This is a genomic window from Curtobacterium sp. 320, assembly GCF_031455235.1.
Lineage (GTDB): Bacteria > Actinomycetota > Actinomycetes > Actinomycetales > Microbacteriaceae > Curtobacterium.
On sequence record NZ_JAVDSI010000006.1, the window covers coordinates 43,638 to 62,800 of the forward strand.

The following is a 19,163-nucleotide window of genomic DNA, read 5'->3' on the forward strand; positions in this document are numbered from 1 at the left end:
ACCACGCGTGGTCCGCTTCGCCGCCAGAATGGGTCGGTGCCCGGACCGACGCGACCCGCAGTGACCACCGAGCGGCGCGCGGTCGACCGCGACATCGTCCGCCTCGCGGTGCCGGCGCTCGGTGCGCTCGTCGTCGAACCGCTGTTCCTGCTGACCGACACCGCGCTCGTCGGGCACCTCGGTGCGACGTCCCTCGCTGCCGTCGGCCTCGCCGGCGCCGTCCTGCAGACCGTCACGGGGCTGCTCGTCTTCCTCGCGTACTCGACGACCCCGGCCGTGGCCCGCGCGCTCGGCGGAGGCGACCGACGCGGGGCCGTGCACGCCGGCATCGACGGGATGTGGCTCGCGCTCGTGCTGGGCGTGGTCCTCGCGCTCGTGGGCTGGCCGCTCGCCGGACCGCTGGTCGACCTGTTCGGCGCGTCGGCCGACGTGTCGGCGGCGGCGACCGCCTACCTGACGGTGTCGCTCATCGGGCTGCCCGGGATCCTGGTCGTCACCGCCTCGACCGGGTTGCTCCGCGGACTGCAGGACACGAGGACGCCGCTCGTCGTCGCCACCGTCGGGTTCGTCGCGAACGGGCTGCTCAACGCCGTCCTCATCTACGGCGCCGGCTGGGGTGTCGAGGGGTCGGCCGCCGGCACCGTCATCGTGCAGTGGGCGATGGCGATCGTCTACGTCCGGATCGCGGTCCGCGCGGCGCGGGCCTCGGGGGCACCGCTGCGGCCGGGCGCCTCGGGTGTCGCGCGGGCGCTCCGGTCCGGTGCCTGGCTGTTCCTGCGGACGGCCTCGCTGCGTGTGGCGATGCTCGCGACGGTCGGCGCCGCCGCGGGGCTCGGGACGACCGGGCTCGCGACCACCCAGGTCGGGTTGACCGTGTTCTCCACCCTGGCGTTCGCGCTCGACGCCCTGGCGATCGCCGGGCAGGCACTCGTCGGACACGGGCTCGGGGCACGGGAACCGGCGCGGGTGCGGCTGGTGACGCGGCGGCTCGTCCTGCTCGGGATCGCCGGCGGTGTGCTGCTCGGGGTGCTGACCCTCGCCGTGAGCGGGGCGCTGGGGCCGGTGTTCTCCGACTCGTCCGCCGTGCGTGGCGCGCTGCCCGTCGTCCTCGTGCTCATCGCCGTGGGGATGCCGGTCGCGGGCTACGTGTTCGTGCTCGACGGGGTGCTGATCGGCGCCGGGGACGCGCGGTACCTGGCGATCGCGGGTGGGGTGAACCTCGTGGTGTACCTGCCCCTGCTCTGGTGGGCGGGTGGGACCCTCGCGGGGCTGTGGGCCGCGTTCGCGCTCGGGTACATCGGGGTGCGGGCGGTGACGCTCGGGATGCGGGCGCACCGGCGTGGATGGGTCGAACAGGCGTTGGCGCGGTGAACGTGCGTCCTGCTGCCGCTCCGGCCGCGGCCTCGTCCGTCGCGTCGTCGGCCCTGCTCGCCACCGTCGGCATCGGGGTGCAGGGCGTCGCGAAGCTGCTCGTGACCGTCGTCGTCGGCCGGGTGTTCGGCACCGAGACCCTCGGGCAGACCACCGCGCTCCTGTCGCTCTCCGTCTTCGTCGCCCTGCTCTGGCCGAACGCCGCCGGCAACACAGCCTCGCGGTACCTGGCGATCGCGCTGCGCGGACGGCACTCCGACGCCGCGGTCAACCGGCTGCTCGGGTTGTCGATGCTCGTCTCGACCCTGGTGCTCGCCGCCGTCACCGTGCCGGTCGCCCTCGCATGGGGCAACGGCCCGGGCACGGTGCTCGGCGGGGTCGCGGTCGTCGTCGGCTACGGGCTGTACTGCTACGCCCGCGGAGCGCAGCTCGGGTACGGCCGTGCTCCGAAGGTCGCGCTGTGGGACGGCGTGACGAGCGTGCTCGCGCTCGGGCTGCTCGTGCTCGCCTGCGTCGCCCGGCTCGAGCCGTTCGTGCTGCTGCCGCTCGCGATCGGGTACACCGTCTTCGCCGTCGCCTGCTGGCCGCGGGGGAACGGGTTCGGGCCTGCTGCTCGCGAACCCGTCGGCGGGGTGCTCGGGTTCGCGGGGTGGAACGTGCTCGCGGTGGTGACATCGAACGGGTTGCTCCAGCTGACGATGATCTCTGCGCAGGTCACCGTCTCCGCCCACGACGCCGGCGTCTACGCGGCCGCGTTCACCCTGGCGACCCCCGCGTCGATGCTCGGGCAGGCGCTGGGGCAGGTGCTCGTGCCGGCGTTCGCCCACCGGACGGACGGCGGGTCGCTCCGGTCCCGCGGGGCCGTCCTGTTGGTGGTCGGCTTCGCTGCCGGCACCGCCGTGGTGTTCGGCCTCGTGGCGCTGCTCGCCGGGTGGTTCCTGCCGATCGTCTACCCGGCCGAGGGCGCTGCGGCCGTGGCGGACCTGCGGTACCTGATGGTCGGAGTGTGGGTGTTCACCGTCGGGCTCGTGCCGGCGGCGCTGTTGCTGGCGGCGGGGCGGTCGCGGCAGGTGGCGCTGGCGTCGGTGGCCGGGTTCGTCGTCGGGGCGGTGCTCATGGCGGTGCTCGGGCCGGTCGCGGGGGGGGGCCGGGGGGACGACGGGGTTCCTCGTGGGGAGTGCGGTGAACCTCGTGGCGGTGGTGGGGCTCGGGATGCGTCGAGGGAGTCCGTAACCTGCCGTCGGCGACTCGTACCGTGGGCCGATGGACCTCGAGCGAATCTGGCCGCTGTTCGGATTTCGGCTCACCACTCCGCGGCTGGAGCTCCGGCCGCTGCGCGATGACGACCTCCCGGGCCTCGTCGACGCAGCCCTGTCCGGCGTGCACGATCCCGCTCGCATGCCGTTCGGTGTCCCGTGGACGGACGCCGAACCGGACGCCCTGGCTCGTTCACTCGCGCAGTACCACTGGAAGCTCCGGTCGGGGGTGACCAGCACCGCGTGGGGCGTGAGCTTCACGGTGCTCCACCACGGCACACCCATCGGCGTGCAAGAGCTCCACGGCCGTCGCTTCGCGGCGCGGAAGACCGTCGAGAGCGGTTCTTGGCTCGCGCGGCCTCATCAGGGCCTCGGATTCGGCACGGAGATGCGGGCTGCGCTCCTGCTGTTCGCGTTCGACCATCTCGGTGCCGAATGGGCGGAATCGAGCGCGGCGGCGTGGAACCACCCGTCGCTGCAGGTCTCGGAGAAGCTCGGCTACCTGACGAACGGTGTGACTCGTGCGCAGACGCGCGACGACGAAGTCGTGGACGAGGTCCGGGTCCGGCTGAACCGGGACGAATTCGTCCGCCCGCACTGGACGCTGCGGACTGCGGGGACTTCAGCCGCGATCGAACTGCTGCGGTAGCCTTCCGTTAGGACGACGGAGGTACGGCCGCCGAACCGGAGGTCCACTCGCGGGCGAGTGCCGACATGATCACCTCGTCGTGGAAACGGCCGTCGTGGAAGGTGGCGTCGCGGCGCACTCCCTCCTCTTGGTAGCCGAGCTTGCCGTACACCGCTCGCGCCCGGTCGTTGAACGTGTGGACCCGGATCTCGATGCGGTTCAACCCCATCTCGCGGAACCCGTACGCCGTCAGGAGACGGACCGCGTCGGTCCCGTACCCGCGTCCGACGTGCTCACTGCCGATCATGACGGCCAACGTCGCAGCTCGGACCGGGAGCGTCGCGCCGAAGAGCGTCACGTGCCCGACGAGCTCGCCCGAGGTGCGGTCGACGACGCTGAACCCCACCTCTCCGCTGCCTTCGCTCCTGCTCCAGCCCCGGAACACGTCGACGACCGTCTCTTCCGGTCTCGGGCGAACGATGAGCTGCTGCAACACGGCCCACTCCGGCTCACGCCACCAGCGGACCAAGTCGGGGAGATCTGCGTCGTCGAGCGCGCGGAACCGGACCCGTTCCCCTTCGAGCAGCGTCTGTCCGTAGCGTTGTGCGTCGGCGGCCCCGGTCCACGTCATGCAGCGACTCTCTCACGAGCACCGCGTGGCGGTGTCCGGGCTCAGGATGTGTCGCTCTCGACGGGCGCGGGTGTGGCGGCAGGACCGAGACGTCGGGCTCAGCGCCGCCGGAGGTCCCGCAGGACGACGACCAGGGCGAGTGACATCACGACGAGGAGCGGGAGCCACGACCCCACCCGCTCGGTGTTCACCACGAGGTTGACGAGCGCGAGCGCGATCATGAGGCCGGCCACGACCACGAGGGACCACCCGAAGGGCGCGGAGAGCCTCGAGGTCCTCCCGAGGCGAACGGGTGGGACGTCGGTGGCCGTCTGCCGGTCCGGATCCCGACCGTTGCCCGGTACGGCGTCGTGCAGGAGACGGATGTCCCGTTCCCCCTCGCCCCAGTTGAAGAGCGTCAACGGCATCACGGGGCGCGTCTGCACGACCACGTCCGTCCCACCACCGGTCGGTGTCAGGACGATCGAGATCCGCTCGCCCCACGAGAACGCGTTGCCCTGCACCGACGCCTCAATCGTGTCGCCAGGAGCCGACGTCAAGCGGGCCCGGGACGACTGCGCGATCTCCTCGAGCAACCGCGCACGCACCGCGTCGACGGGTGCTGGGGCTGTCCACCGAGCTGTGGAGCGTGCGGCGCGCGTCCTGACTTCGAGCATGGCCCCATCCAACCGGCTTGTCGGCAGCACCGGCCGGATCAGTGCGAGCCCCGGAGCGACGACCATGACCTCATCGAGGCGACGGCGATTCCGCTCGACCAGGGAGACCTCCACCGAGGCGGTCGTCATCCGGTCGGACTCCCAATGGTCGCTCGAAGGGATGGTCGGCACCCACCGAGCAGTCGCACCGTACGAACATCCGCTCGGCGGTCCGGGTCAGGACGAACACCTCCACGTGCTCGACCACGTCCTCTCCACGTCGATCCATGCGCCACGCTCCTGCCCTCGAACCGGCGTCACGGTGGCCTTCCCCACCCGAAGGGAAAGGCCACCGCTCCCGCACCGGCGCACTGCACCGGCGGGATCGACGGTAGGCAGCCCGGTCAGCCGACGCCATCCACCGGACGCGGTGTCACCGTCGATGAACGCGGAACCGCGCACGAGCGACCGGATCCTGCCCGGTAGAGTCGCGCCATGACCGGGGCGCCAGCGGAGATGTTCGCATCGCACCCGGTCGCAGCCAGCACGACCGCGGACGAGGCCGCAGCGGTGCTCAGCGAGGTCTTCCTCCCGATGGACATCGCCCCCGCGGACGGATCTCCCGACGTCCGCATGCACCTCAACGCGCTCACGCTCGGACGGATCACGTTCGGGTACATGCACTTCCGCGAGGCCGTCCAGATCCGCACGACGGAGCCGGTCGACTACCACCTCGACATCCCGGTGCGTTCGCGGATGACCGCGCGCGCAGCCGGGAGCGCACCGGTGCGCGGCACCGCACAGACCGCCGGGGTGTTCATGCCCGGCCGACCGGTCGATCTCGACTGCGGCGACTGGTTCGCGCAGGTCTCGGTCATGATCCCCCGCCGCGACCTGCAGACCGAGCTCGAGCTGTTGCTGGACGCGCCGGTGTCCGAACCCGTCGAGTTCGACGCTGCCTTCGACCTCGAGACCACGGGCGGTCGAGCCGTGTCGCAGGCACTCCGACTCGTGGACGAGGGATCACGGCAAGCGCGAGGTCCGCTCACGCATCCGCTCGCGGTCCGCAGCCTCGAGCAGGTGTTCCTCCACAGCCTGCTGCTCGGACAGCCGCACAACCACTCGGCAGCGCTCGACTCGCCGCGAGGCGGAGCCGGTTCGCGATCCGTGTCGCGAGCCGTCGAGCTGCTCCGCGACGACCCTGCGCGGCCGTGGACGGTGGCCGACCTGGCGTCCGCCGTGTTCACGAGCGTCCGGAGCCTCCAGGAGGGCTTCCGCCGAGCGCTGGACACCACGCCGACGGCCTACCTCCGGCGCCTCCGGCTGGAACGGGCACGCGAAGACCTCCTCGCCGTCGGACCCCAGCGCGTCTCCGTGAGCGAGGTCGCGGCTCGCTGGGGGTTCCTCCACGTCAGCCGGTTCGCTGCGGCGTACGCCCAGCGGTTCGGCGAGTTGCCGTCGGAGACGCTGCGGCGCACGCAGCGACGCTGAGTCACGGTGCCGGCCGGCAGCTCGATGTCCGGGCGCGAGCACGTGCCCGCGCTCCGACCTGCAACCGGCCTACGAGCCGGCGGTCTCGATCATCGCGAGCACGTGTGGGGCGCTCCAGCGCAGGAGCGCCTCGGACGGTGGCGCTCCGAGGTCCTCGCCCCAGATCGCGACGGCCGCCCCCGACATCGGACCCGCCAGACGTGCGCCCGAGTTCCCGTCCCAGGCCCGGAGCGACCAGTGCTCGCGGAGATCGGCGACGGTGTACTCACTGTCGGCCGGATCGAGGTCCCTCGGCACCTCGTACAGGTAGTACGAGTCGTAGTTCAGCAGGTCGATACCGGCCGCGTACAGGTCGTTCGCACCCGCCCGTCGCTCGCGGCGCTCGCGGCGTTCCGTCGCGTCCTCGGTGTCGCCGTCGAAGCTCCAGTAGGTGACGTGGATACGCGGATCCAGTCGCCCGATCGCAGCCCGATCGATCCCGTCGTTCCACGCCCACACCGCACGGTTGCCGACGGCCGCCGCCATCGTGTTCAACCATCGGACGCGTTCGTCGGCGGTGACGTCGTCGCCCCACTCGTCGCCGCCGATGTGGACGGTGCGGCTCGACGGGAAGGTCCGCGTGACCTCCTGCAGGAGTCGTGCGGCCAGCGCGGAGCTGCCGGGCGCCGATGTGTCGAGTTCGCTCTCGCCCGAACGGATCTGGTCCACCCACTTCTTGCCGTGTCCGGCCTCGAGGAGAGCGAACGCCGCAGCCATGTGACCGGGGGTGTCGATCTCGGGAACGATCGCGATGCCTCGCTGCGCGGCGTACCGGGAGATCTCTCGCGCTTGTGCCGCGCTGAGGAACGGCCGACCGGTGATCCGACTCGTGTAGACGCCGTCCCGGAGATCGGCGTTCGCGAGGGTCTGGCCGAGGACCTCGCTCTCGATGCCGACGTTCTGGTCGTCGGTGAGGTGGAGGTGCAGGAAGCGACCACCGTGATCCGCGAGGAGCGCGATGTACCGCTTGATCAACGCCACCGGGTAGTAGGCGCGAGCGACGTCGAGCATCACGCCGGTGTCGGGACGAGCTCGGGTCGCGCGGGCGGTGGTGACGGTCGTGGCCGAGGTGCCGCACTTCGACAGGGAGAACGCTCCCGTGCACGCGAGGACCACGTACCTCCCGGCCGGCGCACGAGGAGGCGCGGTGTGCGTCGCGTGGATCGTCGCGCTCGCACCGGCAGCGAGTGACTGCACCGAGACGTGTCCGAGCGTGTACCGCTTGCTCCCGGCCGTCAGCGAGAGCCACGCGTCGGCTGCCGGCTTGCGCGCCACCGAGGTGTTCTCGACCGTCAGCGTCGTGCGCACCGTGGTGCGTGTCGACGTGGTGGTGCTGCTCGCGGTGACCTTGGTGACCACCAGCCGGGGAGCTCCGGACGTGACGGCCGCCCGGGCTGCGGGTGCATCGGGTACGGCAGGCACAGCCGATCCGCCGAGCGCATCGCCGATCAGGACTGCCGCGCAGATCGCGACTGCCAGACCGACGACGAGGTTCCGCGCCACGGGCCGGGATCCGCGGTCGCGCATCCTGCGCGTCACCGTCCACCGGATCCGGTGGGACGCAGCCCGTCGACGACCAGGTCGAGCAGGTGCGGCACCCGATCCGCGGCCGACGCCCCGAGCCGCCAGAGGAACGCGACGAGCGCCAGGAGGTCCGCCGGCTCGACGTCGGGTCGGAGTACCCCGTCCCGAGCGCCGGCCTGCAGCAGCGCCCCGATCGCACTGCTGATCTCGTCGTACTGCTCGTCGTGCAGCTGCTGCCGGGTCGCCGCGTCGAGCACGTCCGCCAATGCGTGCTTCTGGTACCCGAAGGCGGCGAGCTCGTCGAGCCACGAGCGGAGCGCGCCGTCCTGCGACGGTCGGGCGGCCAGCTCCCGCGCCGAGGCGACCAGTCCCAGGAAGTCGGCGCGGTAGACCTCGGCGAGCAGCGCCTCCCGGGTGGGGAAGTGCCGGTAGAGCGTCCCCTGGCCGACCCCCGCGAGTCTGGCCAGCGACTGCATCGTCGTGGCGGCGTCGGAGCGCAGCGCGTCGCGCGCAACGTCGACGAGGCGAGCGCGGTTGCGCTCGGCGTCGGCGCGACGGGGCGATTGCGAAACGGACATGTGTCCGCTAGCCTCCTCGATGAATCGGACGGGTGTCCGTTTCAGACTACAGGAGGCATGCACATGGACGGCATCGCAGGGAAGGTCGTCGTGATCACGGGCGCGTCGAGCGGGATCGGCGAGGCGACGGCGCTGCACCTCGCGGCGCGCGGCGCGAAGGTCGTCCTGGCCGCGCGTCGCGCGGAGCGGCTGACGTCCGTCGTCGCGCAGATCACGGGCGCGGGTGGCGAAGCGATCGCGGTCGAGACCGACGTGCGCAGCCGGGAGGCGCTGCACGCGTTGGTCGCGTCGGCGCGGTCGCACTTCGGTCGCCTCGACGTGCTGCACCAGAACGCTGGCAGCATGGCCGTCTCGCCGTTCGACGCCCTCGACGTCGACGGCTGGCAGCAGATGGTCGACGTGAACCTGGTCGGCGTGCTCAACGGGATCGCTGCGGCCCTCCCGGTGTTCCGCGAGCAGGAGTCGGGGCACTTCGTGCACACGGCGTCGACCTCGGCGCACCGCATCGTCCCCGCACAGGGGGTCTACGCGGCGACGAAGACGGCGGTGCGGGTGCTCAGCGAGGCACTGCGGCAGGAGGCAGGTCCGGGGCTGCGCGTGACCGTCGTCTCGCCGGGGTTCACCGCGACCGAGGGGGTCACCAAGACCGACGACCCCGAGCAGCGCGCGGCGCTCGAGGCTCGTCGTGACGCGATCGCGATGCCCGCCGACGCCGTCGCGGTCGCGGTGGCGTACGCGATCGCGCAGCCGGCCGGGGTGGACGTCGGCGAGGTCGTCGTCCGACCGACGGCGCAGGACTGACGCGTCCCCTCAGCGGCTCCGACCACGTGCCCGCCGGAGGGCGGACAGTCCGGCGATGCCCAGGACGAGGCCCACGACGCCGCACAGCATCCCTCCGAGGTACACCGCCGCGGCACCGAAGTTCACGCCCCCGCCGATCGGACTGAGGATCACCCAGACCGACCCGGCGGCCGTCGCGACGAAGCCGATCCCGAGGACGATGACCCCAGTCATCACGAGTCTCCGGCCGTCAGTCACGGTCGGCTTCACGAGCTGCACGCTTGGCAGCGCGACGGGCTCGCGCCTCGGCGTCCTGTTGCTCCTGGAGCGGGCTCTTCTGCATCGATCCCCGCGCTGCGAGCACGATCATCACGACGACCAGCACGAGCACGACCGGGACCAGGAAGGTCAAGAACACGCAGCGCCCCCATCGATCACGAGGCCCGTGGTCGAACCCCTCGACAGGAGCGTAGTCCGGCCGGGAACACCGACACACCGTTGTCGCGCAGCCGTCCGAGGGTGGGTACATGACCGACAACGACACGCACGACGTCCAGGCCCGCACCGCCCTCGACCAGTGGCTGGTGATGTGGAACTCCGACGGGGAACTCGCCCGACAGCTCTGCGCGGACGACTTCCGCATCCGGTTCGCCGTGACCGAGCCCGACGGATCCACCCCGGCCGACGACATCCGGAGCGCCGACGACTTCGCCGAGTACCTCGACTGGTGGCGCGGGCAGCACCCCGACGCGGTCTTCACCAGCATCGGTGACGCACTCGACGGCGACCACGGGCGGCTGATCTGGGACATGGAGGCCGGCGACGTCCACGTGGGCGGCGTCGACGTCTTCGACTTCGACGACGCGGGACGCGTACGGCGGGTCTGGTCGGCGGGTGGCCAGCGGAGCATGCGGAGCTGAGCCGCCCGGTCGACACCGGCATCTGTGAGGATCGGACCATGAAGCGAGCCGAGCGGCACTACGCTCTCGTCGACCTGCTCCGCGGGGTGCGACGGCCGTGGTCCGCCGCTCGGCTCGCCGCCCACTTCGAGGTGTCGCCACGGACGATCGAGCGCGACGTGGCCGCGCTCCAGGCCGCCGGGGTGCCGCTCTACGCGGACCACGGTGCCGCGGGCGGGTACTCGATCCTGCGCGAGTACTCGCTCCCGCCGCTCAACCTCACCGCGGCCGAGTCCCTCGCCGTGCTGGCCGGGCTCGGCCTGCTGGAGTCGTCGCCGTACCAGGCGGCGGCGCTCCGCGCGTCGGCGAAGATCCACGCGGTCATGCTCGACGAGCACCGCGCGCCGGTGCTCGAGACGCTCGGCATGATCCGCGTGATCGACGCCGTCGCGCCGTCGGACACGGAGCCCGTCCCGCTCGGGATGCTGTCGGACGCCATCGCGGCCCGCCGCGTCGTGCGGCTCCGGTACCCCGGCGAGGACGCCGACGGCCAGCCGGACCGGGCCACCAGCACCGTGCGGGAGGTCGAGACGATGGGCCTGCTCCGAGCCGGCGACTCGTGGCTGCTGGCGGGGTGGTGTCGGCTCCGCGATGCGGTCCGCGGCTTCCGCATCGAACGGATCACCGAGCTCGAGATCCTCGACGAGGTGGCTCCGCCCCGCGACCCGTCCGTCTGGGAGGACGACCTCGCCCGCTGGCCCACCCGACGGCTCGGGTGACGCCGGCCCGTGCGGGTGCACCGACCCGACGCCGGCCGCCGGGCACCTACGCCTGCGGCGGCCCCGTCGTGTCACCGATGCGGAGCTCCGATCGGAACGCCGCCGGCTGGGGCTCAGCCCCTTCGAGCATCGCCAGGGCAGCACGGGCCGCCGCCTGCCCCTTCTGCACGAACGGCTGCACGAGCGTGGTCAGCTGCCGGATGCGCGTGCGGTGGAACAGGCTGTCGTCCACGGTGATGCCGTCGAACCCGACGACGCTGACGTCCTCGGGCACACGGAGTCCGGCGTCGAGGGCGGCCGAGATCACCCCGACGGCGAGGACGTCGCTCTGCGCGATGACCGCGGTCGGCCGGGGTCCGTCGACCGCGAAGAGCGCGGTGCCGGCGATCCGGCCTTCCTCGACCGAGCTGCCGGCAGCCTCGATCGCGACCGAGTCGGGGTAGACCCCACGGACCCCGCGCAGGCGTTCGAGGGACGTGAAGGCGATACCGGCGGCCTCGCGCTCGGCGTCGATCGGCCCGCGGCGGCGCGCACCGTCGAGCGGCAGCGACACGATGGTGACCGCCTCGTGCCCGAGGTCGCGCAGGAATGCTGCCGCGCGGCGGGAGGCCTCGCGGTTGTCGAGCTGGATCGGAACCGCACCCTCGATGTCGTCCGCCTCGATCGCGACGACGGGGATCTGCCGGCGCCGGAGCACGGCGACCGCGGGATCGATCCGCACGTTGCACCCGACGAGGACGACGGCGTCCATGGGGGCGTCGACGAGGGGGACGGCACCCTGTTCGTCGTCGAGGGGGCTGCGGACGAGCAGCAGCGAGGCACCGGCGGCACCGGCCACCTCGGCGATGCCGTCGAGCGTCAGGACGTTCACCGGGTCGCGGAAGGCATCGCTCAGCCGTTCGTCCATGACGACGCCGATGACGCCGGAGCGACCGCGGCGCAGCGAACGGGCACGCGGATCGGGCCCGCCGTAGCCGAGCTCGGCGGCGGCGGCCAGCACACGGGCCTTGGCGTCCTCGGAGACCGGGCCGCTGCCGCTGAACGCGAGCGAGGCCGTCGAGGGCGCGACCCCGGCAGCGCGGGCCACCGCGGTGAGGGTCGGACGTCGGGGGCGGACCGGGACGGGCCCGGCCGGGACCGCACCGGCGCGCGGGGCATCGGCGGCGTCCTCGCGGTGGTGCTCCGTCCGCGACGCGCCGGGTCCTGTTGCCGGTTCGTCCATCGCCCGTTAGCGTAGCCGGAAACAGCGGTCGAATCGATTCGACCGAGCCGCGACACGCACGGCAGCACAGCAGCGAAGCACGATGGGACCAGCCATGACGACGACGTCCGCCCGCACCACACCCTCGACACGGGCCTGGATCACCGCGGTGTTCGTCGTGTTCACCCTGTCCGGCCTCGACATCGCGACCTGGCTCGGTCGGATCCCGAGCGTCCGCGACTCCCTCGGAGCGAGCACCTTCGAGATGGGCCTGCTCGTGCTCGGCATGGCGGTCGGCTCGATCGGCGGCCTGACCTTCGCCGGGCACATCGTCGCGAAGCTCGGGGCTCGCCGGGGCGTCCAGGTGGCCGCAGCGTGCCTGGCCCTCGGGATGGTCTTCGCCGGGCTGGCGGTGAGCCTCGGGTGGGGCTTCGCCGCCATCTGGATCGCGCTCATCGCGTTCGGGTTCGGCAACGGCCTGTGCGACGTGTCGATGAACGTGTCCGGCGCCGCGGCGGAGAAGGCCGGCGGCCGCACGATCATGCCGCTGTTCCACGCCGCGTTCAGCCTCGGCACGCTCGCCGGTGCCGGCCTCGGAGCCCTCGCCGAGGCGCTCGAGGTCCCGGTCGCGTGGCACTTCATCGTCCTCGTCGTCGTGACGAGTGCCGCGATGCTCGTCGCGGTCACGCGCTTCCAGGACGAGCACCGCTTCGAGGAGCACGTCGCCACCGACACCAGCCCGGTGCCGACGCCGGTCAGCCGCTGGCAGGTCTGGGCCCAACCGTCGACCCTGCTCATCGGCGTGATCGTGCTCGGCATGGCCCTGGCCGAGGGTTCGGCGAACGACTGGCTGCCACTGGCCATGATCGACGGGCACGGCCTCGACAACGCCGCGGGCGCCGCCGTCCTCACGGTGTTCCTCGCCGCCATGACCGTCGGCCGGGTGGCCGGCAGTCCGCTCATCGACCGGTTCGGGCGCGTGCCGATCCTCCGCATCAGCGCCGCCGTGGCGGTCGTCGGCCTCGGCATGCTCATCTTCATCCAGGACGTGCCGCTCGCGATCGTCGGGGTCGTGCTCTGGGGTCTCGGGGCGAGCCTCGGCTTCCCGATGGGCATGTCCGCCGCGGCCGACGACCCCCGGACCGCCGCCGCCCGGGTCAGCGCCGTGGCGACGATCGGGTACGTGGCGTTCCTCGCGGGACCGCCGCTCATCGGGTTCCTCGGCGAGCAGGTGGGGCTGCTCGGTGCGCTCCTCGTGGTCTTCCTGTTCATCATCGCGGCGGGACTCGCGTCGGGCGCTGCCCGTGAGCGCGGCGCCGCCGCCCGGCCGACCCGGCGGGGCGGCGACGTGGACGGCGGGGGCGAGCCGCGCCTCCAGGCCCAGCGCGCCGACGCGGCGACGAGCGCCGACAGCACCACGGGCGGTCGCGACGCCGGTTAGGCTCTCCGGGTGCGTCTCGTCATCGCCCGCTGCTCCGTCGACTACGCGGGCCGGCTCTCAGCCCACCTGCCGCTCGCGACCCGTCTGCTCATGCTGAAGGCCGACGGTTCGCTGCTCGTCCACTCCGACGGCGGCAGCTACAAGCCGCTCAACTGGATGAGCCCGCCGTGCTCGATCGAGATCACCGAGCCGGACGAGGAGCAGTCGAGCGCCGGCATCACACAGGTGTGGACGGTCACGCAGAAGAAGACGCAGGACAAGCTCATCGTCTCCCTGTACGAGGTCGTCTCCGACGAGTCCCACGACCTCGGCGTCGACCCGGGCCTCGTGAAGGACGGCGTCGAGGCGCACCTGCAGCAGCTCCTCGCGGAGCAGATCGAGCTCCTCGGCGACGGCCACACGCTGGTCCGCCGCGAGTACATGACCGCGATCGGCCCGGTGGACATCCTCGCCCGCGACGAGGCCGGGGCGAGCGTCGCCGTCGAGATGAAGCGGAACGCCAACATCGACGCGGTCGAGCAGCTCACCCGGTACCTCGAGCTCATGAACCGCGATCCGCTGCTGCGGCCGGTGCAGGGTGTGCTCGCCGCGCAGACGGTGGCGCCGCAGGCACGCACCCTCGCCGAGGACCGCGGGATCCGCGTCCTCGTGCTCGACTACGACGCGATGCGGGGGATCGAGGGCGGCCACACCCGCCTCTTCTGAGCGGTCGGACTGGAGGCGCGGCTCGCGTCCGCCGGTGCCGTCGCGCCCGCCGGGCGGTCGCCACCAGGGCCCCGGCTAGGCTGAGTGGGACATGACCAGCCCGTTCTCCGCCATCCTCTTCGACCTCGACGGCACCATCAGCGATTCCGCGCCGGGCATCCTCGAGAGCCTCACCCACACGTTCCGGAAGGTCGGGGTCCCCGTGCCGGACCACGCGACGCTGCTGTCGTTCGTGGGCCCGCCGATCATGGACACCTTCACGACGGCGATGGGCATGGACGCCGAACAGGCCGAGCACACGCTGTCCGTGTACCGCGAGCACTACTTGTCGCACGGTGCCCTCGACTCGGCGATGTTCCCCGGGATCGACGTCGTCCTGCGCACCTTGCACGACGCCGGGCTGCCGATCTCGACCGCGACGAGCAAGCCCGAGACACCGGCGACGTACATCCTCGAGCACTACGGCCTCACCGGCGACATCGACATCATCACGGGTGCCAGCGACGACGAGGTCCGCTCGTCGAAGGCCGACGTGGTCGAGGAAGCCCTGCGCCGCCTCGACGCCCGCGGGTTCGACACGAGCCGCCCGGTGCTGATCGGGGACCGCCTGCACGACGTCCAGGGGGCGGCCGTGCACGGTGTCCCGACGATCTTCGCCGAGTGGGGCTACGGCTCCCCCGCCGAGGCCGAGGGCACCATCGCGCAGGCCGCGACCCCGCTCGACCTGCTCCCGATCCTGCTGCCGTCCTCGTGACGACGGGGGCGGGCGGCCGGGCGGCGGCGGGACTGCGCGGTGCCGCCTGGCTGCTGCCGGCAGCCATCGTCCTCATCGCGCTGAACTTCCGCGGGCCGATCGTCGCGACGGCCCCGGTCATCGGCGACGTCCGCGTGGACCTCGGCCTGACCGCGACGGTCGCCGGGCTGCTGACGACGATCCCGGTCCTCTGCTTCGCGCTCGCGACGCCGTTCGCCAGCTGGGTCATCGCGAAGGCCGACCCCGAGCGCGCGGTGTCGCTCTCCCTCGTCATCGTGCTCGTCGGCACCGTCGTCCGCTCGATGCCGTCGTCCGCGGCGCTGCTCGTCGGCACCGCCGTGATCGGCATCGGCATCACGATCGGCAACGTCGTGATCCCCGTCGTGATCCGGCGGGACACCTCGCCCGAGCGGGTCGGCCTGGTCACCGGTGTGTACACGTCCGCGCTCAACGTCGGGTCGATGATCACCTCGCTCGGCACCGCGCCGATCGCCGCGAGCTGGGGCTGGCCGGTCGCGATCGCGGTCTGGGCGGTGTTCGCCGTGGTGGCCGGTCTCGCCTGGACCTACGCGGTCGGTGCCCGGGCCGCGTGGCGCCGCCCGACGGCGTCCGAGCCCGTCGTCGAGACGGGACCGATCGACCAGGTGCTCGGCACGGGTGCGATCCGGACGGTCGACGGCGGTGCGGGGTCCGCGCAGGTGCGCCCCGCTCGTCGGCTCATCACCTGGGGGCTGACCCTCGCGTTCGGCGGCCAGGCGTTCTCGTACTACGCCCTCACGGCGTGGATCCCGACGCTGCTGCACGACGAGATCGGCTTCTCGAAGGCGTCCTCCGGGGCGAGCTCGTCGGTGTTCCAGATCCTCGCGGTCGTCGGGGCGCTCGGTGTCCCGGTGCTCGCGGCGAAGTGGCGTCCTCGCGCGATCATCGCCCTCGTCGCGTTCCTCTGGCTCGCGATGCCGCTCGGGCTGCTGTTCGCCCCGCAGCTCTGGCTGCTCTGGTCCGTCCTCGGCGGCGCGGCACAGGGCGGCGGCATCACGGTGATCTTCATCGTGATCGTCCGGATCGTGTCGAGCGACGCCGACGCGCGGCGGATGTCCGCGTTCGTGCAGGGTGGCGGGTACCTGCTCGGTTCCGCGGGGCCGCTCGTCGCCGGTTCGTTGCACGGGATCACCGGAGACTGGACGGCACCGTTGCTCGTCGTGCTCGTCGCCGTGCTGACCCTCGGGATCGTGGGGACGTTCGCGGCCCGACGGGTGGCCTGAGACAAGGTTCCGGCTCGACCGGGGATCCGCTGGTGCGGCCCGGTCGCACCCGCACGTCGTCTCAGCGCCGCGCGTGACTTCGGGGCGAGCTGGCGGCACCGTCCCGGCCCACCGTCATCCCGGGCGGCCAAGGTCCGGAGGGTGGACACTCGACGACCCGCACGGTGGCGGGACCAGCCGCTCGCGGCACGCTGCGCCCTGCTCCTGATCGCGGCGGGCATGACCGTGCTGCTCGGGTGGAACCTGGCCCGCGGCGGTGACTCCGGGTTCTACGAGGCGTCCGCCCGGTCGATGTCCGAGTCGTGGCCGGCGCTCTTCTCCGGCGCGTTCGACCCCTCGGCGACGGTGACCCTCGACAAGCTCAGCGGGTTCGCCGTTCCCCAGGCGCTCAGCATCCGGCTGTTCGGTGACTCCACCGCCGCACTCGCACTCCCCCAGGTCGTCGAGGGTCTGGTCACGCTCTGGGCCTGCTCGCTCGTCGGACTCCGGTGGGCCGGGGTCGGGACGGGGCTCGTCGCCGCGGCGGCAGCGGCGACGACGCCGATCTTCGTGTCGATGTTCGCCCACCCGATGGAGGACGGCATGGTCACGGCGGCCCTGGCGGTCGCCCTGCTCTGCTGGCAACGGGCGGCGATCACGGGCCGGTGGTGGTCGCTCGTCGCCGCCGGGCTCGCGGTCGGCGTCGGGTTCCAGGCGAAGATGCTGCAGTCGTGGTTCGTGCTGCCCGCGCTGGTGCTCGGGACCCTCGTCGCCACGGCCGGCCGGGACGGCACCCGGCTCGGCACCGGCGCCCGCATCGGTCGCGCGGTGGTCCTCGGTGCGGTGTCGGTCGCGGCGTCGCTCGCGTGGGTGGTCGGGCTGGCCCTCACCCCGGCGGGCGCCCGGCCGTGGATCGACGGCTCGACCGACGACAGCCCGTTCGCGATGGTGTTCGGCTACAACGGCATCGACCGGTTCCTGCCGGGAGCGGTGCCCGGCTCCGTCAGCACGACCGAGGGTCCCGCCGCCCGGCCGGCACGCCTCGGCGGTCCGGGCGGTGTGACGAAGCTCCTCGAGCCGCACCTGGCGTCGCAGGTGGCCTGGCTCCTCCCCGCAGCCGTGTTCGCCGTCGTGCTCGCGGCCGTGCTGCTCCTCGTCCGCCGGTCCGGCACGCGGGTCGGCAGCGTCTTCGGTCGGGCGTTCGACACCCGTGCCGGTTCGGCCACGCTGCTCGTCGTCACCGTCTGGCTCGTGACCGCGGCCGTCGTGCTGTCGGTGGCGAAGGTGCCGCACACGGCGTACGTCGCTGCGGTCGGTGTGCAGCTCGCCGTCCTCGCAGCCCTGGGGTGGCGCGGCGCCGTCGGCCTGGTCCGGGCGCAGTCGGCGTGGCTCCGGGTGGTGCCGGTGCTCCTGGCGACCGTGCAGCTCGCGTGGTGGGCGTTCCTGGCCCGAGGTGCCGCGATGCCGGCGGTGCTCGCGACGCCGGCCCTCGTCGTCGGGGTCGCGGCCGTGCTCGCGACGGTGGTCGCGTTCCTGTGGCGACCACGCTGGGAGGGGACGCGCGGGCCGGGCCGGCACCGCGCCTCCCGGGCCGCGATCGCCCTCGCAGCCGGACTCGCACTCGTCGCCGGCCCCGCGGCCTTCTCGCTGCAGGCGCTCGACGCCGCACGCGACGGGAGCGGGAGCGACGCCTCGGTCGGCTCGTGGGTCCCGCGCTGGCGGGTTCCGGACGGTCGGGCCGAGGCCTTCCGGGTCTCCCGGCCGGACTGGTGGGGCGGGTCCTCGGCGCCGTACCCGGTCGTGTTCCGGCACCTCGTCCGCACCGCGCGGCGCCTCGACGGGTACCGCGACAGCGTGCCGCTCTTCCTGACCGACACGTGGCGCATCTCGTCGCCGGTGATCGACGCGACCGGGCTGCCGGTGCTGACCGACGGCGGGTTCTCGGGGACGGTGCCGGTGTTCACGGCGCGGCAGGTGCGGCAGCGGATCGCCGGCGGGCTCCGGGTGCTCGTGGTGCAGGCCGGGGCGCCCCGGACCGATCCGGTGCTGCGGGCGGCGCTGGCGGGTGGATGTCGGGCGGTCGCCGACGTCGACCCAGGGGCGCGGGTGCCGGCGCACCCGTGGGCGGTGACGGGCATCGGGTGGACGGTGTGGCGGTGCGGGCTGCCTGGCGCGTCCGTGGACCGGCTGGGCGGGCCGGCGGCGCCGCGGGCGGGGGCGCGGTCGGCGGGGTCGCGGGCGGGGTCGAACCACGGTTACGACATCGAACCGCGCCGATCACGTGGTTCGGTGTCGGGATCGTGGTTCGACACCCGACCCGCCGCCGCCGGCGCGGGCACCGTCAGCCGGCGAGCAGCACCTCGCGCAACGACATCGGCCGGCGCCCCGTGACCCGCTCGACATCGCCCGACACCCGTGCGAGTGCCCCCTCGGCGATCGCCGTGTAGGTGCTCACCCATGCGTCCGCCTGCCACGGCTCCGGGTTCCACTGTGCGCGCGAGGCGTACGCCTCCTCGAGCGTCTCCGGGTGGTACGTGACCTCGCGCCCGCGCACCTCGGACACGGTGGCAGCCGCCTCGTGCAGGGTGATCGCCGCGGGCCCCGTCAGCTCGTACGTCCGGTCGAGGTGCGCCGCCGGGTTCCGCAGGACCTCGGTCGCGACCCGGGCGACGTCGGCTCGCGCGACCGCTGCCATGGCCCCGTCGCCCGCCGGTCCCCGGATCACGCCGTCCTCGCCGACGAGGTCCTCGACGAAGTCCAGGTAGAAGGAGTCCCGGAGGAACGTGTGCGCCATCGAGGTCGCCCGGATCGCCTCTTCCGTCGCCCAGTGGTCGCGACCGAGCGTGAAGGTCGCGTCTGCCGCCGCGCCCACGAACGACGTGTAGACCACGTGCCGGACGCCGGCCGTCGCGGCAGCGGAGACGAACGTGCGGTGCTGGGCGAGACGGTCCACCGCCTCGGCGCCGGAGACCATGAGCAGCAGGTCGATGCCCTCGAGCGCCGCGCGGCTCGCCTCGGCGTCACCGAACGACGCGACCGCGACCTCGGCTCCGGGGAGATCCGGCGCCCGGGAGGCGTCCCGCACGATCATCCGGAACGGCACACCGCCGTCCGCCAGGGCGCGCGCCACGGCGCCGCCGATCTTGCCGGTCGCGCCGGTGAGTGCGATGGTCATGGTCGCTCCTGTCGTGGTCGTCGCTGGGGTCTCGT

Annotated in this window: 20 protein-coding genes; 12 read left to right on the top strand and 8 right to left on the bottom strand. The window is 72.8% G+C overall.

Going from position 1 to position 19,163, the window contains the following annotated elements; genetic code table 11:
- Positions 1–60 precede the first annotated feature (60 nt).
- The 3 genes from J2X60_RS09665 to J2X60_RS09675 are packed head-to-tail and all read left to right on the top strand — an operon-like array spanning position 61 to position 3,276.
- A complete protein-coding gene (locus tag J2X60_RS09665; protein WP_309887231.1) occupies positions 61–1,371 on the top strand; it encodes an MATE family efflux transporter in 1,311 nt (436 codons plus the stop codon).
- On the top strand, positions 1,368–2,714 hold the full coding sequence (locus J2X60_RS09670) for a hypothetical protein (protein ID WP_309887232.1): 1,347 nt from the start codon (positions 1,368–1,370) through the stop codon (positions 2,712–2,714). Before J2X60_RS09665 ends, J2X60_RS09670 begins: the two co-directional genes overlap by 4 nt.
- Positions 2,635–3,276: a GNAT family N-acetyltransferase gene (locus tag J2X60_RS09675; protein ID WP_309887233.1), complete on the top strand. Its 642-nt coding sequence runs from the start codon at positions 2,635–2,637 to the stop codon at positions 3,274–3,276. The genes J2X60_RS09670 and J2X60_RS09675 overlap by 80 nt, the downstream gene beginning before the upstream one ends.
- A 7-nt stretch (positions 3,277–3,283) precedes the next feature.
- Here the strand turns inward: J2X60_RS09675 and J2X60_RS09680 are convergent, their stop codons facing one another.
- Together J2X60_RS09680 and J2X60_RS09685 are read right to left on the bottom strand one after the other, a co-directional pair.
- A complete protein-coding gene (locus J2X60_RS09680; protein ID WP_309887234.1) occupies positions 3,284–3,886 on the bottom strand; it encodes a GNAT family protein in 603 nt (200 codons plus the stop codon).
- Positions 3,887–3,984: 98 nt separating this feature from the next.
- Positions 3,985–4,542: a hypothetical protein gene (locus tag J2X60_RS09685; protein ID WP_309887235.1), complete on the bottom strand. Its 558-nt coding sequence runs from the start codon at positions 4,540–4,542 to the stop codon at positions 3,985–3,987.
- A gap of 474 nt (positions 4,543–5,016) precedes the next feature.
- On the opposite strand from J2X60_RS09685, the gene J2X60_RS09690 reads away from it, so the two are divergent.
- Positions 5,017–6,012: an AraC family transcriptional regulator gene (locus J2X60_RS09690; RefSeq protein WP_309887236.1), complete on the top strand. Its 996-nt coding sequence runs from the start codon at positions 5,017–5,019 to the stop codon at positions 6,010–6,012.
- Positions 6,013–6,081: 69 nt separating this feature from the next.
- Here the strand turns inward: J2X60_RS09690 and J2X60_RS09695 are convergent, their stop codons facing one another.
- Both J2X60_RS09695 and J2X60_RS09700 read right to left on the bottom strand, forming a co-directional pair.
- Complete coding sequence (locus J2X60_RS09695; protein ID WP_309887237.1) at positions 6,082–7,554, bottom strand: family 20 glycosylhydrolase; 1,473 nt, start codon at positions 7,552–7,554, stop codon at positions 6,082–6,084.
- Positions 7,555–7,586: 32 nt separating this feature from the next.
- The gene (locus tag J2X60_RS09700) at positions 7,587–8,153 is read right to left on the bottom strand and encodes a TetR/AcrR family transcriptional regulator (protein ID WP_070417376.1); all 567 of its coding nucleotides are present in this window, start codon (positions 8,151–8,153) and stop codon (positions 7,587–7,589) included.
- A gap of 63 nt (positions 8,154–8,216) precedes the next feature.
- Here J2X60_RS09700 and J2X60_RS09705 point away from each other — a divergent pair, with 63 nt between their 5' ends.
- On the top strand, positions 8,217–8,954 hold the full coding sequence (locus J2X60_RS09705) for an SDR family oxidoreductase (protein WP_309887238.1): 738 nt from the start codon (positions 8,217–8,219) through the stop codon (positions 8,952–8,954).
- Positions 8,955–8,963: 9 nt separating this feature from the next.
- Here the strand turns inward: J2X60_RS09705 and J2X60_RS09710 are convergent, their stop codons facing one another.
- Positions 8,964–9,167 carry a hypothetical protein gene (locus J2X60_RS09710; RefSeq protein ID WP_309777786.1) on the bottom strand — a complete coding sequence of 68 codons (204 nt, stop codon included), beginning with the start codon at positions 9,165–9,167 and terminating at the stop codon, positions 8,964–8,966.
- Positions 9,168–9,183: 16 nt separating this feature from the next.
- A complete protein-coding gene (locus J2X60_RS09715; RefSeq protein WP_309887239.1) occupies positions 9,184–9,351 on the bottom strand; it encodes a hypothetical protein in 168 nt (55 codons plus the stop codon).
- Between the two features lie 109 nt (positions 9,352–9,460).
- On the opposite strand from J2X60_RS09715, the gene J2X60_RS09720 reads away from it, so the two are divergent.
- Both J2X60_RS09720 and J2X60_RS09725 read left to right on the top strand, forming a co-directional pair.
- Complete coding sequence (locus J2X60_RS09720; protein WP_309777784.1) at positions 9,461–9,853, top strand: nuclear transport factor 2 family protein; 393 nt, start codon at positions 9,461–9,463, stop codon at positions 9,851–9,853.
- A gap of 38 nt (positions 9,854–9,891) precedes the next feature.
- Positions 9,892–10,611: a WYL domain-containing protein gene (locus tag J2X60_RS09725; RefSeq protein WP_309887240.1), complete on the top strand. Its 720-nt coding sequence runs from the start codon at positions 9,892–9,894 to the stop codon at positions 10,609–10,611.
- A 46-nt stretch (positions 10,612–10,657) separates the two neighbouring features.
- Here J2X60_RS09725 and J2X60_RS09730 read toward each other — a convergent pair whose 3' ends face one another.
- Positions 10,658–11,833, bottom strand: a complete 1,176-nt coding sequence (locus J2X60_RS09730) for a LacI family DNA-binding transcriptional regulator (RefSeq protein WP_309887241.1) — start codon at positions 11,831–11,833, stop codon at positions 10,658–10,660.
- A 94-nt stretch (positions 11,834–11,927) separates the two neighbouring features.
- Here J2X60_RS09730 and J2X60_RS09735 point away from each other — a divergent pair, with 94 nt between their 5' ends.
- From J2X60_RS09735 to J2X60_RS09755, 5 genes are all read left to right on the top strand, one after another.
- Complete coding sequence (locus J2X60_RS09735) at positions 11,928–13,253, top strand: MFS transporter (protein WP_309887242.1); 1,326 nt, start codon at positions 11,928–11,930, stop codon at positions 13,251–13,253.
- A 9-nt stretch (positions 13,254–13,262) separates the two neighbouring features.
- Positions 13,263–13,958, top strand: a complete 696-nt coding sequence (gene nucS, locus J2X60_RS09740) for an endonuclease NucS (RefSeq protein ID WP_070417381.1) — start codon at positions 13,263–13,265, stop codon at positions 13,956–13,958.
- Between the two features lie 91 nt (positions 13,959–14,049).
- Positions 14,050–14,712, top strand: a complete 663-nt coding sequence (locus tag J2X60_RS09745; RefSeq protein ID WP_309777777.1) for an HAD hydrolase-like protein — start codon at positions 14,050–14,052, stop codon at positions 14,710–14,712.
- Positions 14,709–15,974, top strand: a complete 1,266-nt coding sequence (locus J2X60_RS09750) for an MFS transporter (protein ID WP_309887243.1) — start codon at positions 14,709–14,711, stop codon at positions 15,972–15,974. The genes J2X60_RS09745 and J2X60_RS09750 overlap by 4 nt, the downstream gene beginning before the upstream one ends.
- Positions 15,975–16,115: 141 nt before the next feature.
- The gene (locus J2X60_RS09755; RefSeq protein ID WP_309887244.1) at positions 16,116–18,344 is read left to right on the top strand and encodes a glycosyltransferase family 39 protein; all 2,229 of its coding nucleotides are present in this window, start codon (positions 16,116–16,118) and stop codon (positions 18,342–18,344) included.
- Here the strand turns inward: J2X60_RS09755 and J2X60_RS09760 are convergent.
- Positions 18,295–19,128, bottom strand: a complete 834-nt coding sequence (locus J2X60_RS09760) for an SDR family oxidoreductase (protein WP_309777773.1) — start codon at positions 19,126–19,128, stop codon at positions 18,295–18,297. The genes J2X60_RS09755 and J2X60_RS09760 overlap by 50 nt on opposite strands.
- Positions 19,129–19,163: the final 35 nt, after the last annotated feature.

Coding starts and splice junctions, on each gene's coding strand:
- J2X60_RS09675 (WP_309887233.1), top strand. CDS start 2,635: ATGGACCTCGAGCGAATCTGGCCGCTGTTCGGATTTCGGCTCACCACT.
- J2X60_RS09680 (WP_309887234.1), bottom strand. CDS start 3,886: ATGACGTGGACCGGGGCCGCCGACGCACAACGCTACGGACAGACGCTG.
- J2X60_RS09685 (WP_309887235.1), bottom strand. CDS start 4,542: ATGCTCGAAGTCAGGACGCGCGCCGCACGCTCCACAGCTCGGTGGACA.
- J2X60_RS09690 (WP_309887236.1), top strand. CDS start 5,017: ATGACCGGGGCGCCAGCGGAGATGTTCGCATCGCACCCGGTCGCAGCC.
- J2X60_RS09700 (WP_070417376.1), bottom strand. CDS start 8,153: ATGTCCGTTTCGCAATCGCCCCGTCGCGCCGACGCCGAGCGCAACCGC.
- J2X60_RS09705 (WP_309887238.1), top strand. CDS start 8,217: ATGGACGGCATCGCAGGGAAGGTCGTCGTGATCACGGGCGCGTCGAGC.
- J2X60_RS09710 (WP_309777786.1), bottom strand. CDS start 9,167: ATGACTGGGGTCATCGTCCTCGGGATCGGCTTCGTCGCGACGGCCGCC.
- J2X60_RS09720 (WP_309777784.1), top strand. CDS start 9,461: ATGACCGACAACGACACGCACGACGTCCAGGCCCGCACCGCCCTCGAC.
- J2X60_RS09725 (WP_309887240.1), top strand. CDS start 9,892: ATGAAGCGAGCCGAGCGGCACTACGCTCTCGTCGACCTGCTCCGCGGG.
- J2X60_RS09730 (WP_309887241.1), bottom strand. CDS start 11,833: ATGGACGAACCGGCAACAGGACCCGGCGCGTCGCGGACGGAGCACCAC.
- J2X60_RS09735 (WP_309887242.1), top strand. CDS start 11,928: ATGACGACGACGTCCGCCCGCACCACACCCTCGACACGGGCCTGGATC.
- J2X60_RS09745 (WP_309777777.1), top strand. CDS start 14,050: ATGACCAGCCCGTTCTCCGCCATCCTCTTCGACCTCGACGGCACCATC.
- J2X60_RS09760 (WP_309777773.1), bottom strand. CDS start 19,128: ATGACCATCGCACTCACCGGCGCGACCGGCAAGATCGGCGGCGCCGTG.